15 protein-coding genes are annotated in these 19,564 nt (G+C 72.0%); 9 read left to right on the top strand and 6 right to left on the bottom strand.

Features of this window, described 5'->3' with window-relative positions; genetic code table 11:
• Positions 1 to 164 precede the first annotated feature (164 nt).
• From OG485_RS16640 to OG485_RS16630, 3 genes are read left to right on the top strand one after another with little or no spacing between them, the layout of a single operon-like run.
• Positions 165 to 434 (top strand): hypothetical protein, encoded by a 270-nt coding sequence (locus tag OG485_RS16640; RefSeq protein ID WP_328669150.1) that lies wholly within the window; start codon positions 165 to 167, stop codon positions 432 to 434.
• Positions 434 to 2,587, top strand: a complete 2,154-nt coding sequence (gene malQ / locus OG485_RS16635) for a 4-alpha-glucanotransferase (protein WP_328669149.1) — start codon at positions 434 to 436, stop codon at positions 2,585 to 2,587. The genes OG485_RS16640 and malQ overlap by 1 nt, the downstream gene beginning before the upstream one ends.
• A 56-nt stretch (positions 2,588 to 2,643) precedes the next feature.
• Entirely contained in the window at positions 2,644 to 2,883 is a 240-nt protein-coding gene (locus OG485_RS16630; RefSeq protein WP_328669148.1) for a hypothetical protein, read from the top strand.
• Between the two features lie 86 nt (positions 2,884 to 2,969).
• Here the strand turns inward: OG485_RS16630 and OG485_RS16625 are convergent, their stop codons facing one another.
• Complete coding sequence (locus OG485_RS16625) at positions 2,970 to 3,458, bottom strand: DUF1203 domain-containing protein (RefSeq protein ID WP_328669147.1); 489 nt, start codon at positions 3,456 to 3,458, stop codon at positions 2,970 to 2,972.
• Positions 3,459 to 3,570: 112 nt separating this feature from the next.
• Here OG485_RS16625 and pepN point away from each other — a divergent pair, with 112 nt between their 5' ends.
• Positions 3,571 to 6,150, top strand: coding sequence for an aminopeptidase N (gene pepN / locus OG485_RS16620; RefSeq protein WP_328669146.1), 2,580 nt, complete (start codon positions 3,571 to 3,573; stop codon positions 6,148 to 6,150).
• Positions 6,151 to 6,248: 98 nt separating this feature from the next.
• On the opposite strand, the gene OG485_RS16615 is transcribed toward pepN, so the two are convergent.
• Positions 6,249 to 7,268, bottom strand: a complete 1,020-nt coding sequence (locus OG485_RS16615; protein ID WP_328669145.1) for an aspartate-semialdehyde dehydrogenase — start codon at positions 7,266 to 7,268, stop codon at positions 6,249 to 6,251.
• A gap of 310 nt (positions 7,269 to 7,578) precedes the next feature.
• Between OG485_RS16615 and OG485_RS16610 the strand changes: the two genes are divergently transcribed.
• Together OG485_RS16610 and OG485_RS16605 are read left to right on the top strand one after the other, a co-directional pair.
• Complete coding sequence (locus OG485_RS16610; protein ID WP_326787758.1) at positions 7,579 to 8,100, top strand: sigma-70 family RNA polymerase sigma factor; 522 nt, start codon at positions 7,579 to 7,581, stop codon at positions 8,098 to 8,100.
• A 1-nt stretch (position 8,101) separates the two neighbouring features.
• On the top strand, positions 8,102 to 8,905 hold the full coding sequence (locus OG485_RS16605) for a hypothetical protein (protein ID WP_328669144.1): 804 nt from the start codon (positions 8,102 to 8,104) through the stop codon (positions 8,903 to 8,905).
• A 178-nt stretch (positions 8,906 to 9,083) separates the two neighbouring features.
• Here the strand turns inward: OG485_RS16605 and OG485_RS16600 are convergent, their stop codons facing one another.
• Together OG485_RS16600 and OG485_RS16595 are read right to left on the bottom strand one after the other, a co-directional pair.
• Complete coding sequence (locus OG485_RS16600) at positions 9,084 to 12,407, bottom strand: S8 family serine peptidase (RefSeq protein WP_328669143.1); 3,324 nt, start codon at positions 12,405 to 12,407, stop codon at positions 9,084 to 9,086.
• Positions 12,408 to 12,651: 244 nt separating this feature from the next.
• Positions 12,652 to 13,221, bottom strand: a complete 570-nt coding sequence (locus OG485_RS16595) for a CGNR zinc finger domain-containing protein (RefSeq protein ID WP_328669142.1) — start codon at positions 13,219 to 13,221, stop codon at positions 12,652 to 12,654.
• A 109-nt stretch (positions 13,222 to 13,330) separates the two neighbouring features.
• Between OG485_RS16595 and OG485_RS16590 the strand changes: the two genes are divergently transcribed.
• The 3 genes from OG485_RS16590 to OG485_RS16580 all read left to right on the top strand — a co-directional run bounded on the left by OG485_RS16590 (position 13,331) and on the right by OG485_RS16580 (position 17,620).
• Positions 13,331 to 14,239 (top strand): pyridoxamine 5'-phosphate oxidase family protein, encoded by a 909-nt coding sequence (locus OG485_RS16590; protein ID WP_328669141.1) that lies wholly within the window; start codon positions 13,331 to 13,333, stop codon positions 14,237 to 14,239.
• 299 nt (positions 14,240 to 14,538) lie between these two features.
• Positions 14,539 to 16,323: a TIGR03767 family metallophosphoesterase gene (locus tag OG485_RS16585; protein WP_328669140.1), complete on the top strand. Its 1,785-nt coding sequence runs from the start codon at positions 14,539 to 14,541 to the stop codon at positions 16,321 to 16,323.
• 91 nt (positions 16,324 to 16,414) lie between these two features.
• On the top strand, positions 16,415 to 17,620 hold the full coding sequence (locus OG485_RS16580; protein WP_328669139.1) for a serine hydrolase domain-containing protein: 1,206 nt from the start codon (positions 16,415 to 16,417) through the stop codon (positions 17,618 to 17,620).
• Here OG485_RS16580 and OG485_RS16575 read toward each other — a convergent pair.
• Together OG485_RS16575 and OG485_RS16570 are read right to left on the bottom strand one after the other, a co-directional pair.
• Complete coding sequence (locus OG485_RS16575; RefSeq protein ID WP_328669138.1) at positions 17,617 to 18,183, bottom strand: cysteine hydrolase family protein; 567 nt, start codon at positions 18,181 to 18,183, stop codon at positions 17,617 to 17,619. The two genes, OG485_RS16580 and OG485_RS16575, sit on opposite strands and share 4 nt — an antisense overlap.
• Before the next feature lie 170 nt (positions 18,184 to 18,353).
• Positions 18,354 to 19,409, bottom strand: coding sequence for a hypothetical protein (locus tag OG485_RS16570; protein WP_328669137.1), 1,056 nt, complete (start codon positions 19,407 to 19,409; stop codon positions 18,354 to 18,356).
• Positions 19,410 to 19,564 lie beyond the last annotated feature (155 nt).

The raw sequence follows: 19,564 nt of genomic DNA, 5'->3' as shown, positions 1-19,564 counted from the left end.
GTGGGGCGGCGACGGAGTGTGACCGGAAGCACGTTGTCCGCCCGTGTGCGTCTGCCGTCGCGCCCACGGGGTAGGGCTGCGGTGACCGCCAGGGGCATCCGTTTCCGGCACGAACCGCCGGAATGCCCCCGGCCGCCGTATCCGACCTCGACAAGGAGGCCCCCGTGGCCGCATCGGCACACCTGCTCCTCACGGCCCTGTCCGAACACGCGGCGGAGCCGTCCGTCCCCGGCCCCCGCGCGGGCCGGGCGGCCGCCGAGCCCGAGGGCGCCCACCTGTGCCTGCTCAGCTCGGAAGGCGCCTGCTCCGCGGCGCCGCTGACCAGCGAACCCCCGCTGCCCGACGCCGAGCCGCTGACCAGTGAGCCGCCGCTCGCGGACGCCGCGCATCTGACGAGCGAGCCCGTCTCGACCGGCGCCGCGTCGGGGGTCTGATGGCACCCACCTGGCCCGCCGAGCCGCCGTCGGCATCCGAGCCGGCGCCGCGGACGCCCCTGTCCGAACTCGCCGAACTGCACGGTGTCGCCCCCGAATACAGCCCGTCCCCCGGCCGCACCGTCGCGGCCCCGGACACCGCGCTCGTGGCGATCCTGGCGGCGCTCGGCGTCGACGCGAGCACCCCGGACGCCGTCCGGACCGCCCTCGCGCTGCACGAGGCCGAGGCCGCGAAGCGGCTGCTGCCGCCGACCCTGGTGTGCTGGGGCGGACTCGTCCCCGCCGAGGTCGCCGCACTGCCGGACGGCACCCGCCTGCGCGTCACCACCGAACAGGGCGAGTCCCGGACCTCCGCCGAGAACCTCCCGCCCGGCGTCCACGGCCTGCACGCCACCGCCCCCGACGGCCGCGCCGCCACCGCCCACCTCGTCGTCGCCCCCACCCGGCTGCCCGCGCCGCCCGGACGCGCCCACGGCCTGCTCGTCCAGCTCTACTCCCTGCTCTCCCGCCGCTCCTGGGGCATGGGCGACCTCGGCGACCTCGCCGAACTGACCGCCTGGGCGGGGCGGGCGCTGGGCGCCGGATTCGTCCAGGTCAACCCCTTGCACGCGGCCGTACCCGGCGACCCCACCGACCCCTCCCCGTACCGGCCCTCCTCCCGCCGCTTCCCCGACCCGGTACACCTGCGCGTCGAGGACATCCCCGAGTACCCCTACGCCGAGGACCAGGACCGGCTGCGCACGCTGCTGGAGCGCGCCGAACGGCTGCGCGACTCCGTACTGCGCAAGGGCGCGCTCATCGACCGCGACGCCGTGTGGGAGCTGAAGCGCGAGGCGCTCGCCGTGGTGCGCACCGTGCCGCTCGGGCCCGGACGGCAGGCCGCCTACGCCGACTTCCTCGCCGAGGAGGGCCAGGCGCTGGAGGACCACGCCACATGGTGCGCGCTCGCCGAGGCGCACGGCTCCGACTGGCGGAACTGGCCCGTGGCCCTGCGCGACCCCCGCTCGCCCGCGACCGCCCGCGCACGGGCCGAACTGATGGACCGGGTCGACTTCCACAGCCGGCTCGCCTGGCTCACCGAGGCCCAGCTCGCGCGCGCCCAGCGTTCCGCGCGCGACGCGGGCATGTCCGTCGGGCTCGTCCACGACCTCGCGGTCGGCGTCCACCCCGACGGAGCCGACGCCTGGGCCCAGCAGGAGTACTTCGCGGCCGGCATGTCCGTCGGCGCGCCCCCCGACGCCTTCAACGCGCGCGGCCAGGACTGGGGCCTGCCGCCCTGGCGGCCCGACCGGCTCGCCGCCTCCGGATACGCCCCCTACCGCCGCCTGCTGCGCGCGCTCCTGCGCCACGCGGGCGCCCTGCGCATCGACCACGTCATGGGCCTGTTCCGGCTCTGGTGGATCCCCGGGGGGCAGCCGCCCACCGAGGGCTCGTACGTCCGCTACGACGCCGAGGCGATGCTCGCGATCCTCGTCCTGGAAGCCTCGCGGGCCGGAGCGCTGGTCATCGGCGAGGACCTCGGCACGGTCGAACCCGGGGTGCGCGAGACGCTCCAGGAACGCGGAGTGCTCGGCACCTCGGTGCTGTGGTTCGAACGCGACTGGGACGGGGACGGACTGCCCCTGCCGCCCGACGACTGGCGTGCCGACTGCCTGGCCACCGCCACCACCCACGACCTGCCGCCCACCGCGGCCCGGTTCACCGGCGAGCACGTCGAACTGCGCGACCGGCTCGGCCTGTTGACCGGCTCCCTCGACACGGAACGGGCGGCCGCCGCCGCGGACGTCCGCGACTGGCTGGCGCTGCTCTCCCGGCTGGGACTGCTGCGCGGCCCGAGCGGCGGGGCCCCCGCCTCCGTGGAGGAGGCCGAGATCCAGGCCGTGCACCGCTTCCTGGTGCGCACCCCGGCCCGTCTGATCGGCGTCTGGCTCCCGGACGCCGTCGGCGACCGCCGCCCGCAGAACCTTCCCGGCACCTGGGACGAGTACCCCAACTGGCGCCTGCCCGTGGCCGACGCCGAGGGCCGCCCGGTGACCCTGGAGGAGCTGTCCGCCTCGCCCCGGCTGCACGCCCTGATCGACGTGGTGCGGGCGGAGACCGGCCGGACGGCCGCGCCCGGTGGCCCTCCGGACCCGCCGCGCCGTGCCCCGTGACCTCCGTACGGCACCCCGGACGCGCGGCCCGGTCGGGTGTTCGCTACGTTTGCACCGTGGACAAGAAGAACGCTCTGCGCGCCGGTGCCCTGGCGGCCGGTACGACGCTGATGATGCTGCTCATGTCGTCCCCCGCGCTCGCGCTGACCCGCGACGACGGCGACGACCCCGGCTCCGGCCTGAGCGTGATCGAGACGCTCGGCCTCTACGTCGTGCTGCCGATCGCGCTGTTCGCGGGCATCACCGCCCTCGTGATGGTCCTGGACAAGTCCCACAAGCAGCCGAAGCAGGGCTGAGCCCCGCTCGGTCCACACCGGCTCTCCGTCGAGGGAGTCCGCGCGCCCACCGGCGCGCGGACTCCCTCGACGCGTTTCCCGGGGCCTCAGCCCCGCCGCACCTCGTACAGGAAGCAGCCGTACTCCACCGCCCGTACATGGACCAGTGCCACCTCCGGGTCCGCGAACGCCTCGGCGAACGCCTTCGTGAAGGTCTCGTCGAACGCGGACGGCGCCTCGACCATTCGGCCGTCCAGGATGTGCCCTTGGGCCGAGTAGCGGCGGACCGTTCGGTGGGCGTTCGTGAACGGGAGGGCGTCCGTGGCCGGGCCCGCGCACACGTCCGCGTGGACGAAGACCGGGCCCGTCTCGTCGTAGGGACCGGGCTCGGCGCCGGTCCGCTCCGCCCAGCGGCGCAACGGGGCGTAGGAGACCAGGGCGACGCGCTCTCCGGGCTCGCTGCGGCGCAGACAGCAGCGCAACGGGGATCCGCCCTCCTCGTCGGTCAGCGGGACGGGCCGGCGGCCCGCGTCGTCGGTGGCGCGGAGCTCCTTCAGAACGGCCGCGCCGATGGGCTGTGCGGTGTACGTCGTCATGTGTCCAGGCTTGCGCCCGCGACGGCCCGGCACCGGCGGGAAACGGACATCGCGCTGTGTGCGGGTCCCGTGGAAGGATGACGCAACCCACACATAACGAGGAGATGACCGCGTGCCTGGCACAAACCTGACCCGCGAAGAGGCGCAGCAGCGCGCGAAGCTGCTCACCGTTGACTCGTACGAGGTCGATCTCGACCTGTCCGGCGCGCAGGAGGGCGGCACCTACCGGTCCGTGACCACGGTGCGCTTCGACTCCGCCGAGACCGGCGCGGAGTCCTTCATCGACCTGGTGGCCCCGGCCGTCCACGAAGTCACCCTCAACGGCGACCCGCTCGACCCTGCCGAGGTCTTCAAGGACTCGCGGATCGCGCTGCCCGGGCTTCTTCAGGGGCGCAACGTCGTCCGCGTCGTCGCCGACTGCGCGTACACCAACACCGGTGAGGGACTGCACCGGTTCGTCGACCCCGTCGACCAGCAGGCCTACCTGTACACCCAGTTCGAGGTGCCCGACGCGCGACGCGTCTTCGCGTCCTTCGAGCAGCCCGACCTCAAGGCGACCTTCCAGTTCACCGTGAAGGCGCCGAACGGCTGGACGGTCATCTCCAACTCGCCGACCCCGGAGCCTAAGGACGACGTCTGGGTCTTCGAGCCGACGCCGCGGATCTCGACGTACATCACCGCCCTGATCGTCGGCCCGTACCACTCCGTGCACAGCGTGTACGAGAAGGACGGGCAGACCGTCCCGCTCGGCATCTACTGTCGCCCCTCGCTCGCCGAGTTCCTCGACTCGGACGCGATCTTCGAGGTCACCCGGCAGGGCTTCGACTGGTTCCAGGAGAAGTTCGACTACACCTACCCGTTCACGAAGTACGACCAGCTCTTCGTGCCCGAGTTCAACGCGGGCGCGATGGAGAACGCCGGCGCGGTCACCATCCGCGACCAGTACGTCTTCCGCTCCAAGGTCACCGACGCCGCGTACGAGCTGCGCGCCGAGACGATCCTGCACGAGCTGGCCCACATGTGGTTCGGCGACCTCGTGACCATGGAGTGGTGGAACGACCTGTGGCTGAACGAGTCGTTCGCCACCTACACCTCCATCGCCTGCCAGGCCTACCACCCCGACAGCCGGTGGCCGCACTCCTGGACCACGTTCGCCAACTCCATGAAGACGTGGGCGTACCGGCAGGACCAGCTGCCCTCCACCCACCCGATCATGGCCGAGATCCGCGACCTCGACGACGTGCTCGTCAACTTCGACGGCATCACGTACGCCAAGGGCGCCTCCGTCCTCAAGCAGCTCGTCGCCTACGTCGGCATGGACGAGTTCTTCAGCGGCGTCCAGGCCTACTTCAAGGCCCACGCCTTCGGGAACACCCAGCTGTCCGACCTGCTCGGCGCCCTGGAGCAGACCTCCGGACGCGACCTCGGCACCTGGTCGCAGAAGTGGCTCCAGACCGCCGGGATCAACATCCTGCGGCCCGAGATCGAGACCGACGCCGACGGTGTCATCACCTCCTTCGCCGTCCGCCAGGAGGCCCCGGCCCTGCCCGCCGGCGCCCAGGGCGAGCCGACGCTGCGCCCGCACCGCATCGCGGTCGGCCTGTACGAGCTCGACGGCGACAGCGGCAAGCTGGTGCGCGACGAGCGCATCGAGCTGGACGTCGACGGCGAGCTGACCGCCGTACCGCAGCTCCTCGGCAAGCGCCGCCCCGCCGTGATCCTGCTCAACGACGACGACCTGTCGTACGCCAAGGTCCGACTCGACGAGGACTCGCTGGCGTTCGTCACCGAGCACCTCGGCGACTTCGCGTCCTCCCTGCCGCGCGCCCTGTGCTGGGCCTCGGCCTGGGACATGACCCGCGACGCCGAACTCGCCGCCCGCGACTACCTGGCGCTGGTGCTCTCCGGCATCGGCAAGGAGTCCGACATCGGTGTCGTGCAGTCGCTGCACCGGCAGGTGAAGCTCGCCATCGAGCTGTACGCCGACCCGACCGCCCGCGAGGCGCTGCTGACCCGCTGGACGGACGCGACGCTCGCCCACCTGCGCGCGGCCGAGGCCGCGAGCGACCACCAGCTCGCCTGGGCGCGCGCCTTCGCGGCGACCGCGCGCACGCCGGAACAGCTCGACCTCCTGGAGGCGCTGCTCGAAGGCCGCGAGACCATCGAGGGCCTCGCCGTCGACACCGAGCTGCGCTGGTCGTTCGTGCAGCGGCTCGCGGCCGTCGGACGCTTCGACGACGCCGAGATCGCCGCCGAGTACGAGCGCGACAAGACGGCGGCCGGCGAGCGGCACGCGGCCACCGCCCGGGCGGCCCGTCCCACCGAGGAGGCGAAGGCGGAGGCGTGGGCCTCGGTCGTCGAGTCCGACAAGCTCCCGAACGCCGTGCAGGAAGCGGTCATCGGCGGCTTCGTGCAGGCCGACCAGCGTGAGCTGCTGGCCCCGTACACGGACAAGTACTTCTCCGTGGTCAAGGAGATCTGGGACGCCCGCTCGCACGAGATCGCGCAGCAGATCGCGACCGGCCTCTACCCGGGCATCCACATCGCCGAGGAGACCCTCGCGCGGACGGACGCGTGGCTGGCCTCGGCCGAGCCCAACGCGGCCCTGCGGCGCCTCGTCTCGGAGTCCCGCTCGGGCGTCGAGCGGGCCCTGAAGGCGCAGGCGGCGGACGCGCGGGCCGCGACCGCCTAGTGCACTAGCAGGCGGACGCGACGCGTCGCGACAGAACCCGAGGGGGCGGGCACCGGTCGGTCGGTGCCCGCCCCCTCGGGCGTGTGTGGGTCCGGGCGTCAGCCCTCGTTGAGCTCGGCCGCCACCAGCTCCGCGATCTGGACCGCGTTCAGCGCGGCACCCTTGCGGAGGTTGTCACTGGAGACGAACAGCGCGAGGCCGTGCTCGACGGTCTCGTCCGGCCGGATGCGCCCGACGTAGGACGCGTCCTTGCCGGCGGCCTGGAGCGGGGTCGGGATGTCCGAGAGGACGACACCCGGGGCGCCCGCCAGGAGCTCGGTGGCGCGCTCGGCGGAGAGCGGGCGGGCGAAGCGGGCGTTCACCTGGAGGGAGTGGCCGGAGAACACCGGGACCCGGACACAGGTGCCGGAGACCTTGAGGGCGGGGATCTCCAGGATCTTGCGGGACTCGTTGCGCAGCTTCTGCTCCTCGTCCGTCTCGTTCAGACCGTCGTCGACGACCGAACCCGCGAGCGGGAGCACGTTGAAGGCGATGGGGCGCTTGTAGACCTGCGGGTCGGGGAAGTCGACCGCCTCGCCGTCGTGGGTCAGCAGGTCGGCCTCGCCGACGACCTTCAGGGCCTGGCCGTGCAGCTCCGCCACACCGGCGACGCCCGAGCCGGACACCGCCTGGTAGGTGGCGACGACCAGCGCCTCGAGGCCCGCCTCCTCGTGCAGCGGCTTCAGGACCGGCATCGCGGCCATCGTCGTGCAGTTCGGGTTGGCGATGATGCCCTTGGGGCGGTCGGCGATCGCGTGCGGGTTCACCTCGGAGACGACGAGGGGTACCTCGGGGTCCCTGCGCCAGGCGGAGGAGTTGTCGATCACGACGGCGCCCTGGGAGGCGACCTTCTCGCACAGCGCCTTGGAGGTGGCCCCGCCCGCCGAGAACAGCACGATGTCCAGGCCCGAGTAGTCCGCCGTGGAAGCGTCCTCCACCGTGACCCCGTCGACGACCGTCCCGGCCGAACGGGCCGAGGCGAACAGACGCAGTTCCTCGACCGGGAAGTCCCGCTCGACGAGGATCTTGCGCATGGCTGTGCCGACCATACCGGTGGCTCCGACGATTCCGACCCTCACGGCGACTCCCTTGACGTGCGTTCTACGTGGTCCAACGCTTCCATCATGCGTCTGACCCGGGCCCGCGTGTCCAATCCTTTCACCGCGCCGCTCACGACGTGGGACGCCGGGACACGCGCCGAGGTGCCCGATCCTGCGGCCTCCGGGCGTCCGGGTACGAGGAAATCGCCCGGCGACGCGGGGTGACCGCAAGCCGTACGGTGTGGGCGCGGTCACGGCACGGGCCCGGTGTGACGTACGACTCGAACCGGGCCGAACGTTTTGGCCCGCACCGGCGTCGTAGAGGGGACGCGGGGAGGGGAGGGGTGCTGTGCTGCGCAGAAGGACACGTCGGGCACCGGGGGCGGACGACCCCCTGGACGCGACGCAGGAACGCCGGGTACGGGCGGTGCTCGCGCTCGGCGGCGTACCGCAGGCGGACCTGCCGGACGGGGTACAGCAGGTCCGGCTGCGGTTGCTGGAGCGGGCCGCCAAGGGGGACGAGGCGCCGCGGGACGTGTCCGCCTGGGCGGCGGTCGTCGCCTCGAACCTGGCGATGGACTGGCACCGGGCCAAGCGCCGGCAGGAGCGGCTGGGGGAACGGCTCGCCTCGCTGCGCCAGCCGGCGCAGCCCTCGGACGAGGAGTCCAGTGTGCTCTCGCTGGCCGTCGCCCAGGGCCTGGACGAACTGCCCGACCCCCAGCGCCAGGTTCTCGTCCTGCGGTTCTACGCCGACCTGCCGGTGCGGGACATCGCCGACGAGCTCGGCATACCCGAGGGCACGGTCAAGAGCAGGCTGCACACGGCGGTCCGCGCGCTGCGCGCCCGCCTGCACGAGGACGAGGTGGTGTGACGTGGCCGAGTACGAAGGTGTGGACGCGCTGATGGCCGCGATCACGGACGCCGAACTGCCCGAGGGCGCGCGCGACGACATCGTGTTCATGGCCGAGCACCGGTCGGCCGCCGCGGACGTCGAGGTGCTCCGGGAGCAGCTGGTCGTCATCGGTGACGCGCTGGCGGACACCGGGCTGCCGGCCGGGCCGGTCCGGGCGTCCCAGAAGCCGGGGAGGTCCGGGAGGTCCGGGAAGGACCGGCGGGCCGGGGGGCCACGGGCGTCCGGGGGCGGGCGGCCCGGCGGCGCCCCGAAGAAGCGCTTCCGGCCCTCGCGTGCCATGGCCGTCGGCACGCTGGCGGCGGCCGCGGTGGCCACGCTGGTGGTCGGGACGGGCTGGCTGGCCGCGACCGGCGGGTCGCACGGAATGAACCGCAACTCGGCCGCCTCCGACGCCAAGGCGCAGGACAGCGGCGGCTCGGGCTCGCTCAGCGCCCCCGGCTACATCGCCTGCTCCCGGCTCATCGTGGAGGGCACGGTCACCGATGTGGTCGCGGTCCCCGGTGCCGAACAGGACCGGATCACCCTGGACGTCTACCACTACTACAAGCCGGCCACGGGCGGGAAGAAGGTCACCTTCCTGATGGACCGGGCCGTCGACCCGCGGCTGCACCAGGGTGACGAGGTCCTGATCGGCATCCAGCGGCACGCCTCGACACCCGACATCTGGACCACGGGGGAGCAGCAGATCGCCCGCGACCGGTCCTGGATCGTCAAGGCGCTGCCCGAGTCCCGGGGGATGAGGTGCGCCACCGACGAGCGGTGACCCGCGGTCCGGGCCGGGCGGCCCAGCAGGGACGGCGGGCCGGCGGGGGCACGGGAAGGGCGGTCCGGCGGGGGGGGGCAGGGCGGTCCGCGGGCGGGAGGCACGCGAAGGGGCGGGCGTCCGTTCCCGGACGCCCGCCCCAGATCCCCGGCCGCTCGCGCGGCCGGGCGTCACACCGCTACGGCGTGACCTTCTCGATCTTCACGCTGCCGAGGCCCGCGACCGTGCCGCGCGCGTTCACCAGCTGGACCTGGCCGAAGAACTCGCGTCCCTCGGGTGCCGCCGCGGCGGCGGTGACCGAGCCGGACACCGTGGCCGAGGCGCCGGTGGCGAGCTTCACCGGGGTGGAGTCGTCGACCGTGACCGTGCCGAGCGTGCTGGAGAAGAACACGTCCTGGTAGTCGTACGCCGTCGAGCCCGACGGGACCGCGTAGCCCGCGACCTCGATGGTGTACGTACCGGCGGCGGGGGAGGCGATGGAGACGGCCTCCTCCGAGTCACCGTCCGCGGACTGTCCGACGACGGCCCCGGCGGCGTTGTACACCGTCAGGTCGAGGTCGGCGGCGTTGTCCGAGACGTTCCCGATGACCACGTCCAGCGACGCGGCGCCCGCGGGCACCTCGACCGTGGTGGTCTGCGTCGCGCCCTCGGTGATGGTCGGCCGCGCGTTCTTGGAGGAGCCGAGCGGACCGCCCTTCAGCCTGCCGTCGATCGCGGCGAAGTTGTTCGTCACCTTCCAGGAGGCGGTGGCCGGGGTGCCGACCTTGGCCTCGGGGACGGTCACGACGGCCGGGTCGAAGGCCGCGCCGAGCACGGCGACATCCAGCTTGTACGGGTTGTCGAGCAGCGGCGAGGTGCGGCGCGCCTCGACCTCGATCTCCCAGACGCCGGACTGCGGGTCCGCGTACGAACGCACGTCGGGCTTGCAGCCGTTGCCGTCGAGGTAGTTGTTGTAGCAGTACGGGGTGCTGGTGTTGTCGACCGGAACGCCGTACGGGTGGATCGCGATGAACCGGGTCTGGCTCTTGTCCTTCAGCCCGCCGATCGCGACCTCCAGGGACTTGGCGCCCTCGGGGACCGTCACGAAGTACGAGGTGGTGCTGTTGCGCTGCACCGAACTCGACGCGCTGTAGGTGTACTTCAGCGGCGAGGAGACGACGACGGTCGAGAGGATCTGCTTGTCGACGCCCTCGGTGCGCGGGTCGTCGACCTCCAGGATCGCGCTCTTGAGCCCGGCCGACTCCGGCGCGGCCTGGACCTTGACGGTCACCGGCTGGTTCAGCGGGAGGTACACCTCGTCCTTGCCGAGGATCCGGAAGGTGCCGCCGGCGTTGTTCTCGAAGGAGAGCTCGTGCCGGACCGGCCGGGCCGAGCCCGACGTACGGGTGACGGTGATGTCGTACGTCTTGCGCTGGCCCGCCTTGAGGCCGCCCTCGCGGTCGTACAGACCGGTACCGAAGCCCGGTGTCTTCAGCGCGAAGTCGATCGCGGTGTCGACCGGCGCCTTGACGGTGTAGTCGGAAGACGCGGCGTCGTGGGCGGCGGCGCCGTCCTTGATGGAGTCCCAGGCGTCACCGATGTCGATGAGGCCCGCACCCTCCTCGTACGCCTGGACACCCTTGATGTGGTGGGCCGTCGAGGTCAGCGCGGTGCGCAGGGTGGCCGGGGTGAGGCTGATGCCCTTCTGCTTCGCCGCGCTCAGCAGCAGCGCCGAGGCGCCCGCGGCCTGCGGGGACGCCATCGAGGTGCCCTGGAGCATCGAGTAGCCGGCCGGGAGAGTGTAGCCCGCCTCGGCGACCGGGGAGCCCGGCAGCCAGGTCTGGGTGGAGTTGATGGAGGCGCCGGGCGCGCTCAGCGTCGGTGTGAAGCCGCCGTCCTCACGCGGGCCGCGCGAGGAGAAGGGCAGCATCGCGTACTTCTTCTCGACCTGCGAGCCGTAGTTGGCGGCCCAGGTCTCCTTGGAGATGGTCGCGCCGACCGAGATGACCTTGTCGGCCAGGCCGGGGTCACCGATCGTGTTCGCGCCGGGGCCGGAGTTGCCCGCGGAGATCACGAGCTGGACGCCGTAGGTGTCGATGAGACGCGTGTAGAGCTCGGAGCGCGCGTTGTTGCCGTCGTTGAGCGCGGGCAGACCGCCGATGGACATGTTGACGATGTCCACGCCGCGGTTGGCGACGAGGTCGATCATGCCCTCGGTGAGCGCCACGTTGGTGCAGCCGCCGGTCCAGGTGCAGGCACGCGAGGAGACGATCTTCGCGCCGGGCGCGGCGCCGTTCATCTTCCCGCCGAACAGGCCGTTGGCGGAGGTGATGCCCGCGACGTGCGTACCGTGCTCGGACTCGATGACGCCGATGTTGACGAAGTCGGCCTTCTTGCCGACCCAGGTCCCGCCGTACGGGTCCATGGGGACGTCCTTGCGGATCTCCACGACGAACGGCTGCCGCTCGACGACGTCCGTCGCCGGGTTGTCGGTACCGAAGTAGCCGATCTGGTAGCCGTCCTTGTACGGCTTCATCGGCGTGTCGTCGGTGAAGTCGCTGTTGTTGTTCAGGTCGACGGTCACGGTTCCGGCCACCGGGTCGTAGAGCACGCCCCAGACGTCGGTGGTGTCACCGTCGCGGTTCGCGTCGCCCGCGGCGTCGCCGCCCGCCGTCGCCGACTCCCGGAACGTGCTGATCTCGTACGAACCCGCCGGCGCCGTCCACGTCTTCCCGCCGTACGTGAAGGTCGGCCCGGCCACGGGGGTGATCATCGGGCGCCAGGTCGCGTCGCTGTCGAGGATCGGGTCGGTCGAGGTGACCCAGTCGACGATCTTGCGCTCGCCGGTGGTGGTCTTCTGCAGCGCGGGGTGGCCCAGGTCGACGCCGGAGTCCAGGATGCCGATGGTGACGCCCCGGCCGTCCGCCTTCGGGTGGTCGTCGACGAAGTCGACGGCACCCGTCTCGAAGGACGGGTTGTACGGGTTCTCGGCGGGGGTCTTCTTGCCGGGACCGGAGTAGGCGGCGGCCGTCGAGTTGTTGCTGCCGTGCTTGGCCGTGTCGGCGCTCGGGGTCGGGTCGTCCAGCGCGATCTCCTGGCGCAGATCGATCCCGTGCACCGAGGAAAGCTTCGCGGCGGCGGCGATGGCCGAGTCCGCCCTGCCCGTCGGGACGGTGGCGCGGACGTAGCCGAGCTTGTCGTCACTGCGGCCCACCGAGCCGCCCTTGACCGCGTCCAGCTCCTTGGCGACCTGCTCGGTCTGGCCGGGAGCCGTCGCGATCATCATCGTGACGTTCTTGTCGCCGTTGGCCTTGGCCTCGGTCAGGAGGTCGGCGTCGGTCGAACCGAGTTTGGCGGCGGCGGACTTGGTGCCGGGGTCGGCCGTGGGCGCACCCGTGTCCGCGGAGAAGGCCATGGGTATGGGCCCGGCCGCGGAGAGCGCGGCCACCAGGCCCGCTGCCATGGCCAGGCGGGCCACGCGTCTCGCGCCCGATATCGGGGCGCGCTGAGGGTCGGAGGTCATCTGCATCCCTTGGAGGTAAAGGAACGAGCGTGGAACGGCCGGTTCCGGCGGTTCTTGAGGGACCGGTCGCATCAGTCCGGAATGTGAACCCGGATGACCGCTCAGCTTTACCCAAGGGGCAGTTGTTTGGGGAGAGTTGACCGTGGCGGGATACAGCCATGGCGTACTTCCGCCATGCGTCACGTCGGAGATCGTGTGCTATAGGCGGATATCCCGAGGAGAGTGGATGTCTCGCTTTGTCGATTCAGCTCTCTTTTGTGCGCGCGTAGTGGCGGGACGCCTTCGCGCGGTTACCGCAGGCCGCCATCGAGCACCAGCGGCGGGTGCCGTTCCGTGAGGTGTCGAAGAAGTGCAGCACGCACGCCTCGTGGGCACAGCGGCGGATGCGGTCCGGAGCGGCCTGGAGCAGTTCCAGGTAGTCGCGCGCGGCGAGCCAGGCCGGGCCCCAGGCGGGGTCGTCGAACTCCGGTGTCCCGCCCGGCCCTTGGTCGGTCAGCGTCAGGCGGACGCGCCCGTGCGCGAGGACGGCGTCGACGCGGGCGGCGGCCTGCGCCGGGAACCGGGAGCCCGGCCGGCCGGCCTCGCCGTGGGGGGTGTCGACCGCGGCGCGCAGGGCGTCGCGGGCTTCGAGCGTATGCCGCAGGACGGTGTCGTCGGCCGGGAAGCCGAGCCCGTTGCCCGCCAGCCACACCGCGAGGCCCTCGGTGTCGGCCAGCAGGTCCCGTACCGCGCCCTCGTGGACCCAGCGGGTGTTGAGCAGGTCGAGCGAGACCGGCTCGCCGGTGAGGGGGCGGGGGTCGGGGCTGGTGGACATGGGGTCTCCCTTCGCGACTAACCCCTCAAGGGTAGGTCACCGGTTGACGTTCTTCATTCTAACCTCTAACGTGGATGACAAAGGTTAGCCTCTTCCATCTGGAGGCGTCATGACGTATCACTCCGGTTCGCGGGCGATCCAGGACCGTGTCGGCGTCCGGGACCTCGCCGATCATGTGGGCCGGTCCGTAGGCCAGGGCATCCGCCCGGTGGTCGCCGCGTTCCTCGAACTCCAGCCCATGCTCGTCGTCGGCGCGGCGGCCCCCGAGGGCGCGACGGAACGGGAGCGCGGCGCCGGGACGGCGGGCGGCGGGGTATGGGCCTCGCTGCTCACCGGGGAGCCGGGATTCGTACGGGCCACCGGGGCCCATCGGATCTCGGTCGCGGGCGGCCCTGCGGCGGGCGATCCGCTCACCGCCGCGCTCACCACCCCGGGCACCGCCGTCGGCACCATCGCACTCGACCCGCGCACCCGTCGCCGTATGCGTCTCAACGGCCGGGTCGGACCGGCCCCGCGTGGCTTCGCCGTCGAGGCCGACCAGGTCTTCGCCAACTGCCCCAAGTACCTCCAGAAGAGGCAGACGTACGAGACGGTGACCGGCCGCACGCCGGGTGTTGCCCAGCGTGGCAGCGAACTCACCCCCTCCCAGCGGGAGTTCGTCGAGGCCGCCGACACCTTCTTCCTCGCCACGGTCCACGCGCGCGGCGCCGACGCGAGCCACCGCGGCGGCAACCCCGGCTTCGTGCGTGTCGACGCGCCCGGCGAACTGAGCTGGCCCGACTACCCCGGGAACTCCATGTTCCTGACCCTCGGCAACCTCGCGGCCGATCCGCGCGCCGGTCTGCTCTTCCTGGACTGGACATCGGGAACGGTGCTCCAGCTCACCGGTACGGCCCGCACGGAGTTCACCCCCGACGGCGAACGGACCGTCCGCTTCACCCTCGCCCAAGCCGTCGAGACGTCCGCCGCCAGCCCGCTGCGCTGGTCCGCGCCCGCGTACTCGCCGGCGAATCCGTGAACGGGCGGGAGTCGCCGTGAACGGGCAGGCGTGGCCGTGAACGGGCGTGCGCCGCCACCGGATCCACCTCCCCTACCCCGCAAGATGAACGCGGAGTGACCCTCCACCGGCCGTTCGGACAGGACTCCATGGACGCCCAGGGTCCGCGAAGATCGACGTACGGTGATCGGCGTCGCCCGTTGCCGTCCAGTTAACGCGCAGGTCATCCCCAGTGCCAACGATCCAGTACAAGCGGGGAGTTCGCCAGTCGAGCGCCCCGCTGCCACTGCCGACGCGTTCGCACTCGGGGAGACCGCGCCATGCCGCGCATACGCTCTGTCGCCACCGTACCCGCCCTCAACCGCCGCACCCTGCTGGCCGCCACCGGAGCGGTGTCCCTCTCCGCCGGGATCGGTCTGGCCCTGCGCCCGCAGTCCCCGGCGCACGCGGCGACGGCCGCCCAGGCGCCCGTCGCCGACTCCGTCGCCCACGACGAGGGCCAGTTGACCACGGCCGGCCCGAAGGGACCCGCCGCGCTCGCCCCCTACACCCGCGGCACGACCCTGGGCTCCGTCGCCACCCCCCGCTCCGGCTCCACCGGGTACCGCAGACTCGGCGACGGCGCAGGCTGGAAGCGCGTCGTGCGCGACGAACTGGCCGCGGCCAAGACGGGCCGGGCCGACCGGCGCACCGCGCTCGCCGCGTTCGTGCAGCTCACCGACCTGCATCTGATCGACGCCCAGCACCCGCTGCGCCTGGAGTATCTGCGCTCCCAGAACAAGAGCGCCTGGCGCCCGCAGGAGGCGCTGACCGTCGCGGGCGCGGTCTCCCTGATCGAGCGGGTCAACTCCCTGCACGGAGCCCCCGCCACCGGAACCCCGCTGCACTTCGTCATGACCACCGGGGACAACACCGACAACAACTCCAAGACGGAGCTGGAGTGGTTCCTGAAGGTCATGAGCGGCGGCCGCATCACCCCCAACAGCGGTGACCCGCGGCACTACGAGGGCGTCCAGGCCAGCAACCTCAAGACCTACTGGCAGCCCGACGCCGCCCTGCGCGACGCCGACAAGCAGCTCGGTTTCCCGCGCATCCAGGGCTTCCTGGCGGCGGCCGTCCGCGAGGTGCGCAGCCCCGGCCTGAAGCTGCCCTGGTACTCCACCGTCGGCAACCACGACGCGCTCCCGCTCGGCTGCTACGGATCGCGCGGCGACTCCTACCTCACCGAGTTCGCCGTCGGCGGCAAGAAGCTGATGTCGCTGGGCTCGGCGGAGGCCACCACGCTCGCCAAGACCATCAAGAACGGCAGCAGCCCCAAGGGCGACGCGTTCCGCGACCTGCTCAGGGCGCACGCCCGCGAGATGCGCTCGGTCACGCCCGACGAGAAGCGCGCCCCGTTCACCCCCGCCGAGTACATCAAGGCGCACCTCGACCCGGCGAACACCGGACCGGGCCCGATCGGCCACGGCTACTCCTCCGCGAACCTCTCCGCGGGCACCCAGTACTACACGTTCCGGATCGCCGAGGACGTCATCGGCGTCAGCCTGGACACCACCGACCCCGGCGGCCACTACGAGGGCTCCATCGGCACGGCTCAGCTGCGCTGGCTGGAGAAGACGCTGCGCGACAACGCGGACTCGTACGTCATCGTCTTCAGCCACCACACCAGCAAGACCATGCGCAACACCCACGCCGACCCGGCCCACCCGGCCGAGGCGCGGCACGGCGGCAGCGAGGTCGTCTCCCTGCTCGCCCGCTTCAGCAACACGCTGGCCTGGGTGAACGGACACACCCACAAGAACGAGATCATCCCGCACGCCGCCGCCGGCAACCGCTCCTTCTGGGAGATCTGCACCGCCTCCCACGTCGACTTCCCCCAGCTCGCCCGGGTCATCGAGCTGGTGGACAACAAGGACGGCACGCTCTCGCTGTTCACCACCCTCATCGAGTCCGCGGCCCCGCACGCCACGGACTTCTCCGACCTCACCCAGACGGGCCTCGCGGCGCTGTACCGCGAGCTCTCCTTCAACGCCCCCGGCGCCCGCACCGACCTGTCGGGCACCTCACGCGACCGCAACACCGAGCTGATCCTGAAGAAGGGCTGAAAAGGGATCAACCCGCGCGGCCCGGGCAACCTGCCGGCCGTGCCCTCGGGTCCCTCCCGTCGACCGAGTCCCACAGCGAGACGGGGAAGACATGAGGGTTCGTACGGCACTGGTGGGGGCGATCGCCGCGGGGATCGCGGTGACGCAGGCGGGCATCGCCGCGGCGGCGCCCACGAAGGACGGCCACGCGCCGACACGACAGGCACTGGAAGCGGCCGTGCACGACGGTGTGCCGGGGGTGACGGCGACGGCCGTGGACCGGCACGGCACCTGGTCGGCCACCGCGGGCGCCGGAGATCTGAGGACCGGCGCACCGCGGTCCACGGCCGACCGCTACCGCGTGGGCAGCATCACCAAGACGTTCATCTCCACCGTCCTGCTCCAGCTCGAGGCCGAGGGGCGGCTGTCCCTGGACGACACCGTGGACACCTGGCTGCCCGGCGTGGTGCGCGGCAACGGCAACGACGGCACCGGGATCACCGTCCGCCAACTCCTCAACCACACCAGCGGGATCTTCAACTACACGGCCGACGACGGCTTCGGCGCCACGTATCTCACCAAGGACGGATTCCTGCGGCACCGCTACGACACGCTGACCCCCGAACAGCTCGTCGCCGTCGCCCTGTCCCACAAGCCGGACTTCGCGCCGGGCACGTCCTGGAACTACTCCAACACCAACTACGTCCTGGCCGGCATGGTGATCGAGAAGGTCACCGGCCGTTCCTACGCCTCGCAGATCCGCGACCGGATCATCAAGCCCCTCGGCCTGCACGCCACTTCGCTGCCGGGCACCCGGGTCACGCTCCCTTCGCCCAGCAGCAGGGCGTACTCCAAACTGGCCGAGACCGCGACGGGGCCGACCTACGACGTCACCGCGCTGAACCCCTCCTGGGCGTCCTCCGCGGGGGAGATGATCTCCGACGGCTCCGACCTGAACCGCTTCTACACCGCACTCCTGCGCGGCAGGCTCCTGCCGCGCGAGCAGCTCAGGGAGATGCGGACGACGGTCGCCGTCGACGGCGTCCCGGGCATGCGCTACGGACTCGGCCTCCTGGAGGGGGAGCTGAGCTGCGGCGTGCGTGTCTGGGGCCATGACGGCGGCATCCACGGCTCGTCCAGCGTGGCCCTCACCACCGCGGACGGCCGCCATTCCCTCGCCTTCAACTTCAACGGCGACTGGGCGGGCGACGCCGAAGCCGTCGTCGAGGCGGAGTTCTGCGGGAAGCGGCCGCCCGCGACCGGCCCGTCCCCGGACCGGTCCGGGAACCCGTCCCAGGGCCTGTCCGACAGGCTCTAGGCGACGGCTCCGGCGGCGAAGCTCACCTTCGCCGTCTCGACGGTGTCCCCGCGCCGGCCGGGCGCGCGCTGCTCCTTCCAGTACAGGTTGGTGTGGGCGACGACCTCGGCCGGGGTGGGGGCGCCGTACGCGGTGAGGTCCTCCGTGGTGTGGGCGTCGCCGACCAGCGTGACGTCGTACCCACGGGTGAAGGCGCTGTGGAGTGTGGAGCGGACGCACATGTCGGTCTGGGCGCCGGTGATCACGACATGGCCGACCGCACGCTCGGCGAGCAGGTCCTCCAGGTCGGTGGCCTCGAAGGAGTCGCCGTAGTTCTTGTGGACGACGGGCTCCGTGTCCTCGCGGACCAGCTCCGGCACGTACTGCCAGGACTCGCTGCCGTACTTCATCTGATCGTCGGAGTGCTGCACCCAGATCACCGGCACCGCCTCGGCGCGGGCCCGGGCGACGAGCGTGTCGATGTTCGCGATCACGGCCGCGAGATCGTGGGTGCCGTCCACGGCTCCGTGCTGCATGTCGATCACCAGCAGCGCTGTCTTCGGGCGGTCGGGCAGGGTCGTCATCACGCTCTCCTGTCGTTGGTCCGGCTCGTCAGGGCAGGTGCGTCCGGCCAGGGAACTCCTGTCGGCCCCACAGTAGATCGGGGCACTGACAACGCCGCCGGAACGCGGGAGCAGGTCCGCGCGAACAGCACGTGGGCCTCGTTCCTCACCTCCGGGCGCGGCCCTGTCCGTCACGACCGGGGCAGCACCACGACATGCGCGGCCGGATCGCGGTCGTCCGCGGCCATGAGCGCGGTCCGCACGATCGTGGCCTGCTGTTCCATCGCGTCCCTGAGCTTCCGCGGGGTGACGTGGACGACGGTGATGCCCAGCCGCTCCAGGTACTCGCGCCTGCGGGCCTGCTCGGATCCCTGGGCGTCCGCGTCCTGGAGCGGGGTCCGGGTGACCAGCTCGACGGCCACCGCCTGCTCGGGCCAGTACGCGTCGAGGCCACCGAGGTGGGGGCCTCCGGGCAGCCGCAGGTCGACGTTCCAGACCGGGTCGGGCAGTCCGTGCTCGAAGACCATCCGGTACAGACGGTGTTCCGCGATCACCCTGCCCTCCGCCACCAGCGAGTCCACGGCGTCCACCACGTGCGGGCGGTCCAGCAGCCGGGCCGCCGTCAGCTCCTCCACGACCGAACGCGGTTCGCAGTGGCCGCGGCGCACCGCCTCCGCCAGCAGCTCGCGCACCGCCTCCGCGTCGGTCAGCTCCGCGACCGCGTCGGCCAGCGCGCGGGGGACGGCGGCGACCGGGACCCCGGCCACGAACGTGGGCTCCGGCAGCACGGTGGTGCGCACGATGCTGACGCAGCCGGTCGAGCGCACCCGGCGCAGCCGGGGGACGAGCACGTCGATCGTGTTGAGGGAGGGCAGCGGCGGGACACAGGAGAAGCCGTGCAGGGCAAGTGCCGCCAGACCGGTGATCAGCGCGTCCGCGGAGGGCCGGTGGCCGCGCGGTTCCTCGGAGCACGGCTGGACGGGGACGCGGGGTGCCGTGCGGGCGGAGGGGGGACGCGCGGTGTAGAGCAGCGCCGCGTGCAGCCGCTCCTCGGGGGTGGGAGGGCCGGGACGCAGAAGGAAGACGCCGGGAAGGATCCGCTGCCAGGGGCCGCCGGGCCGGCACCGCTCGTTGACGTCCGCGGCCGTCACCTGGCGGTCGCGTAACTGGGCGGTGGTCAGGATCCGGTGCCGTACGGGGGACGAGTGGCGCAGGGTGCGGGGGGAGTTGGGGGTGCGGTTGCTCATGGTCCGGGGTCTTCCGCCGGGGAGCCGTCTTCTAACCGCTGTTACCCGCTCGTCGACGAATCGGGACAAATGCGCCTTCTGGTGCGGCTGTTCGACTACCGGAAGACGCTGGTCCGGAGGCGGATCGGTACGGGTCACGGGTCTGGATACATGCA

Source organism: Streptomyces sp. NBC_00328 (assembly GCF_036139655.1).
GTDB lineage: Bacteria > Actinomycetota > Actinomycetes > Streptomycetales > Streptomycetaceae > Streptomyces.
This window is presented reverse-complemented; position numbering and strand designations above follow the sequence as displayed.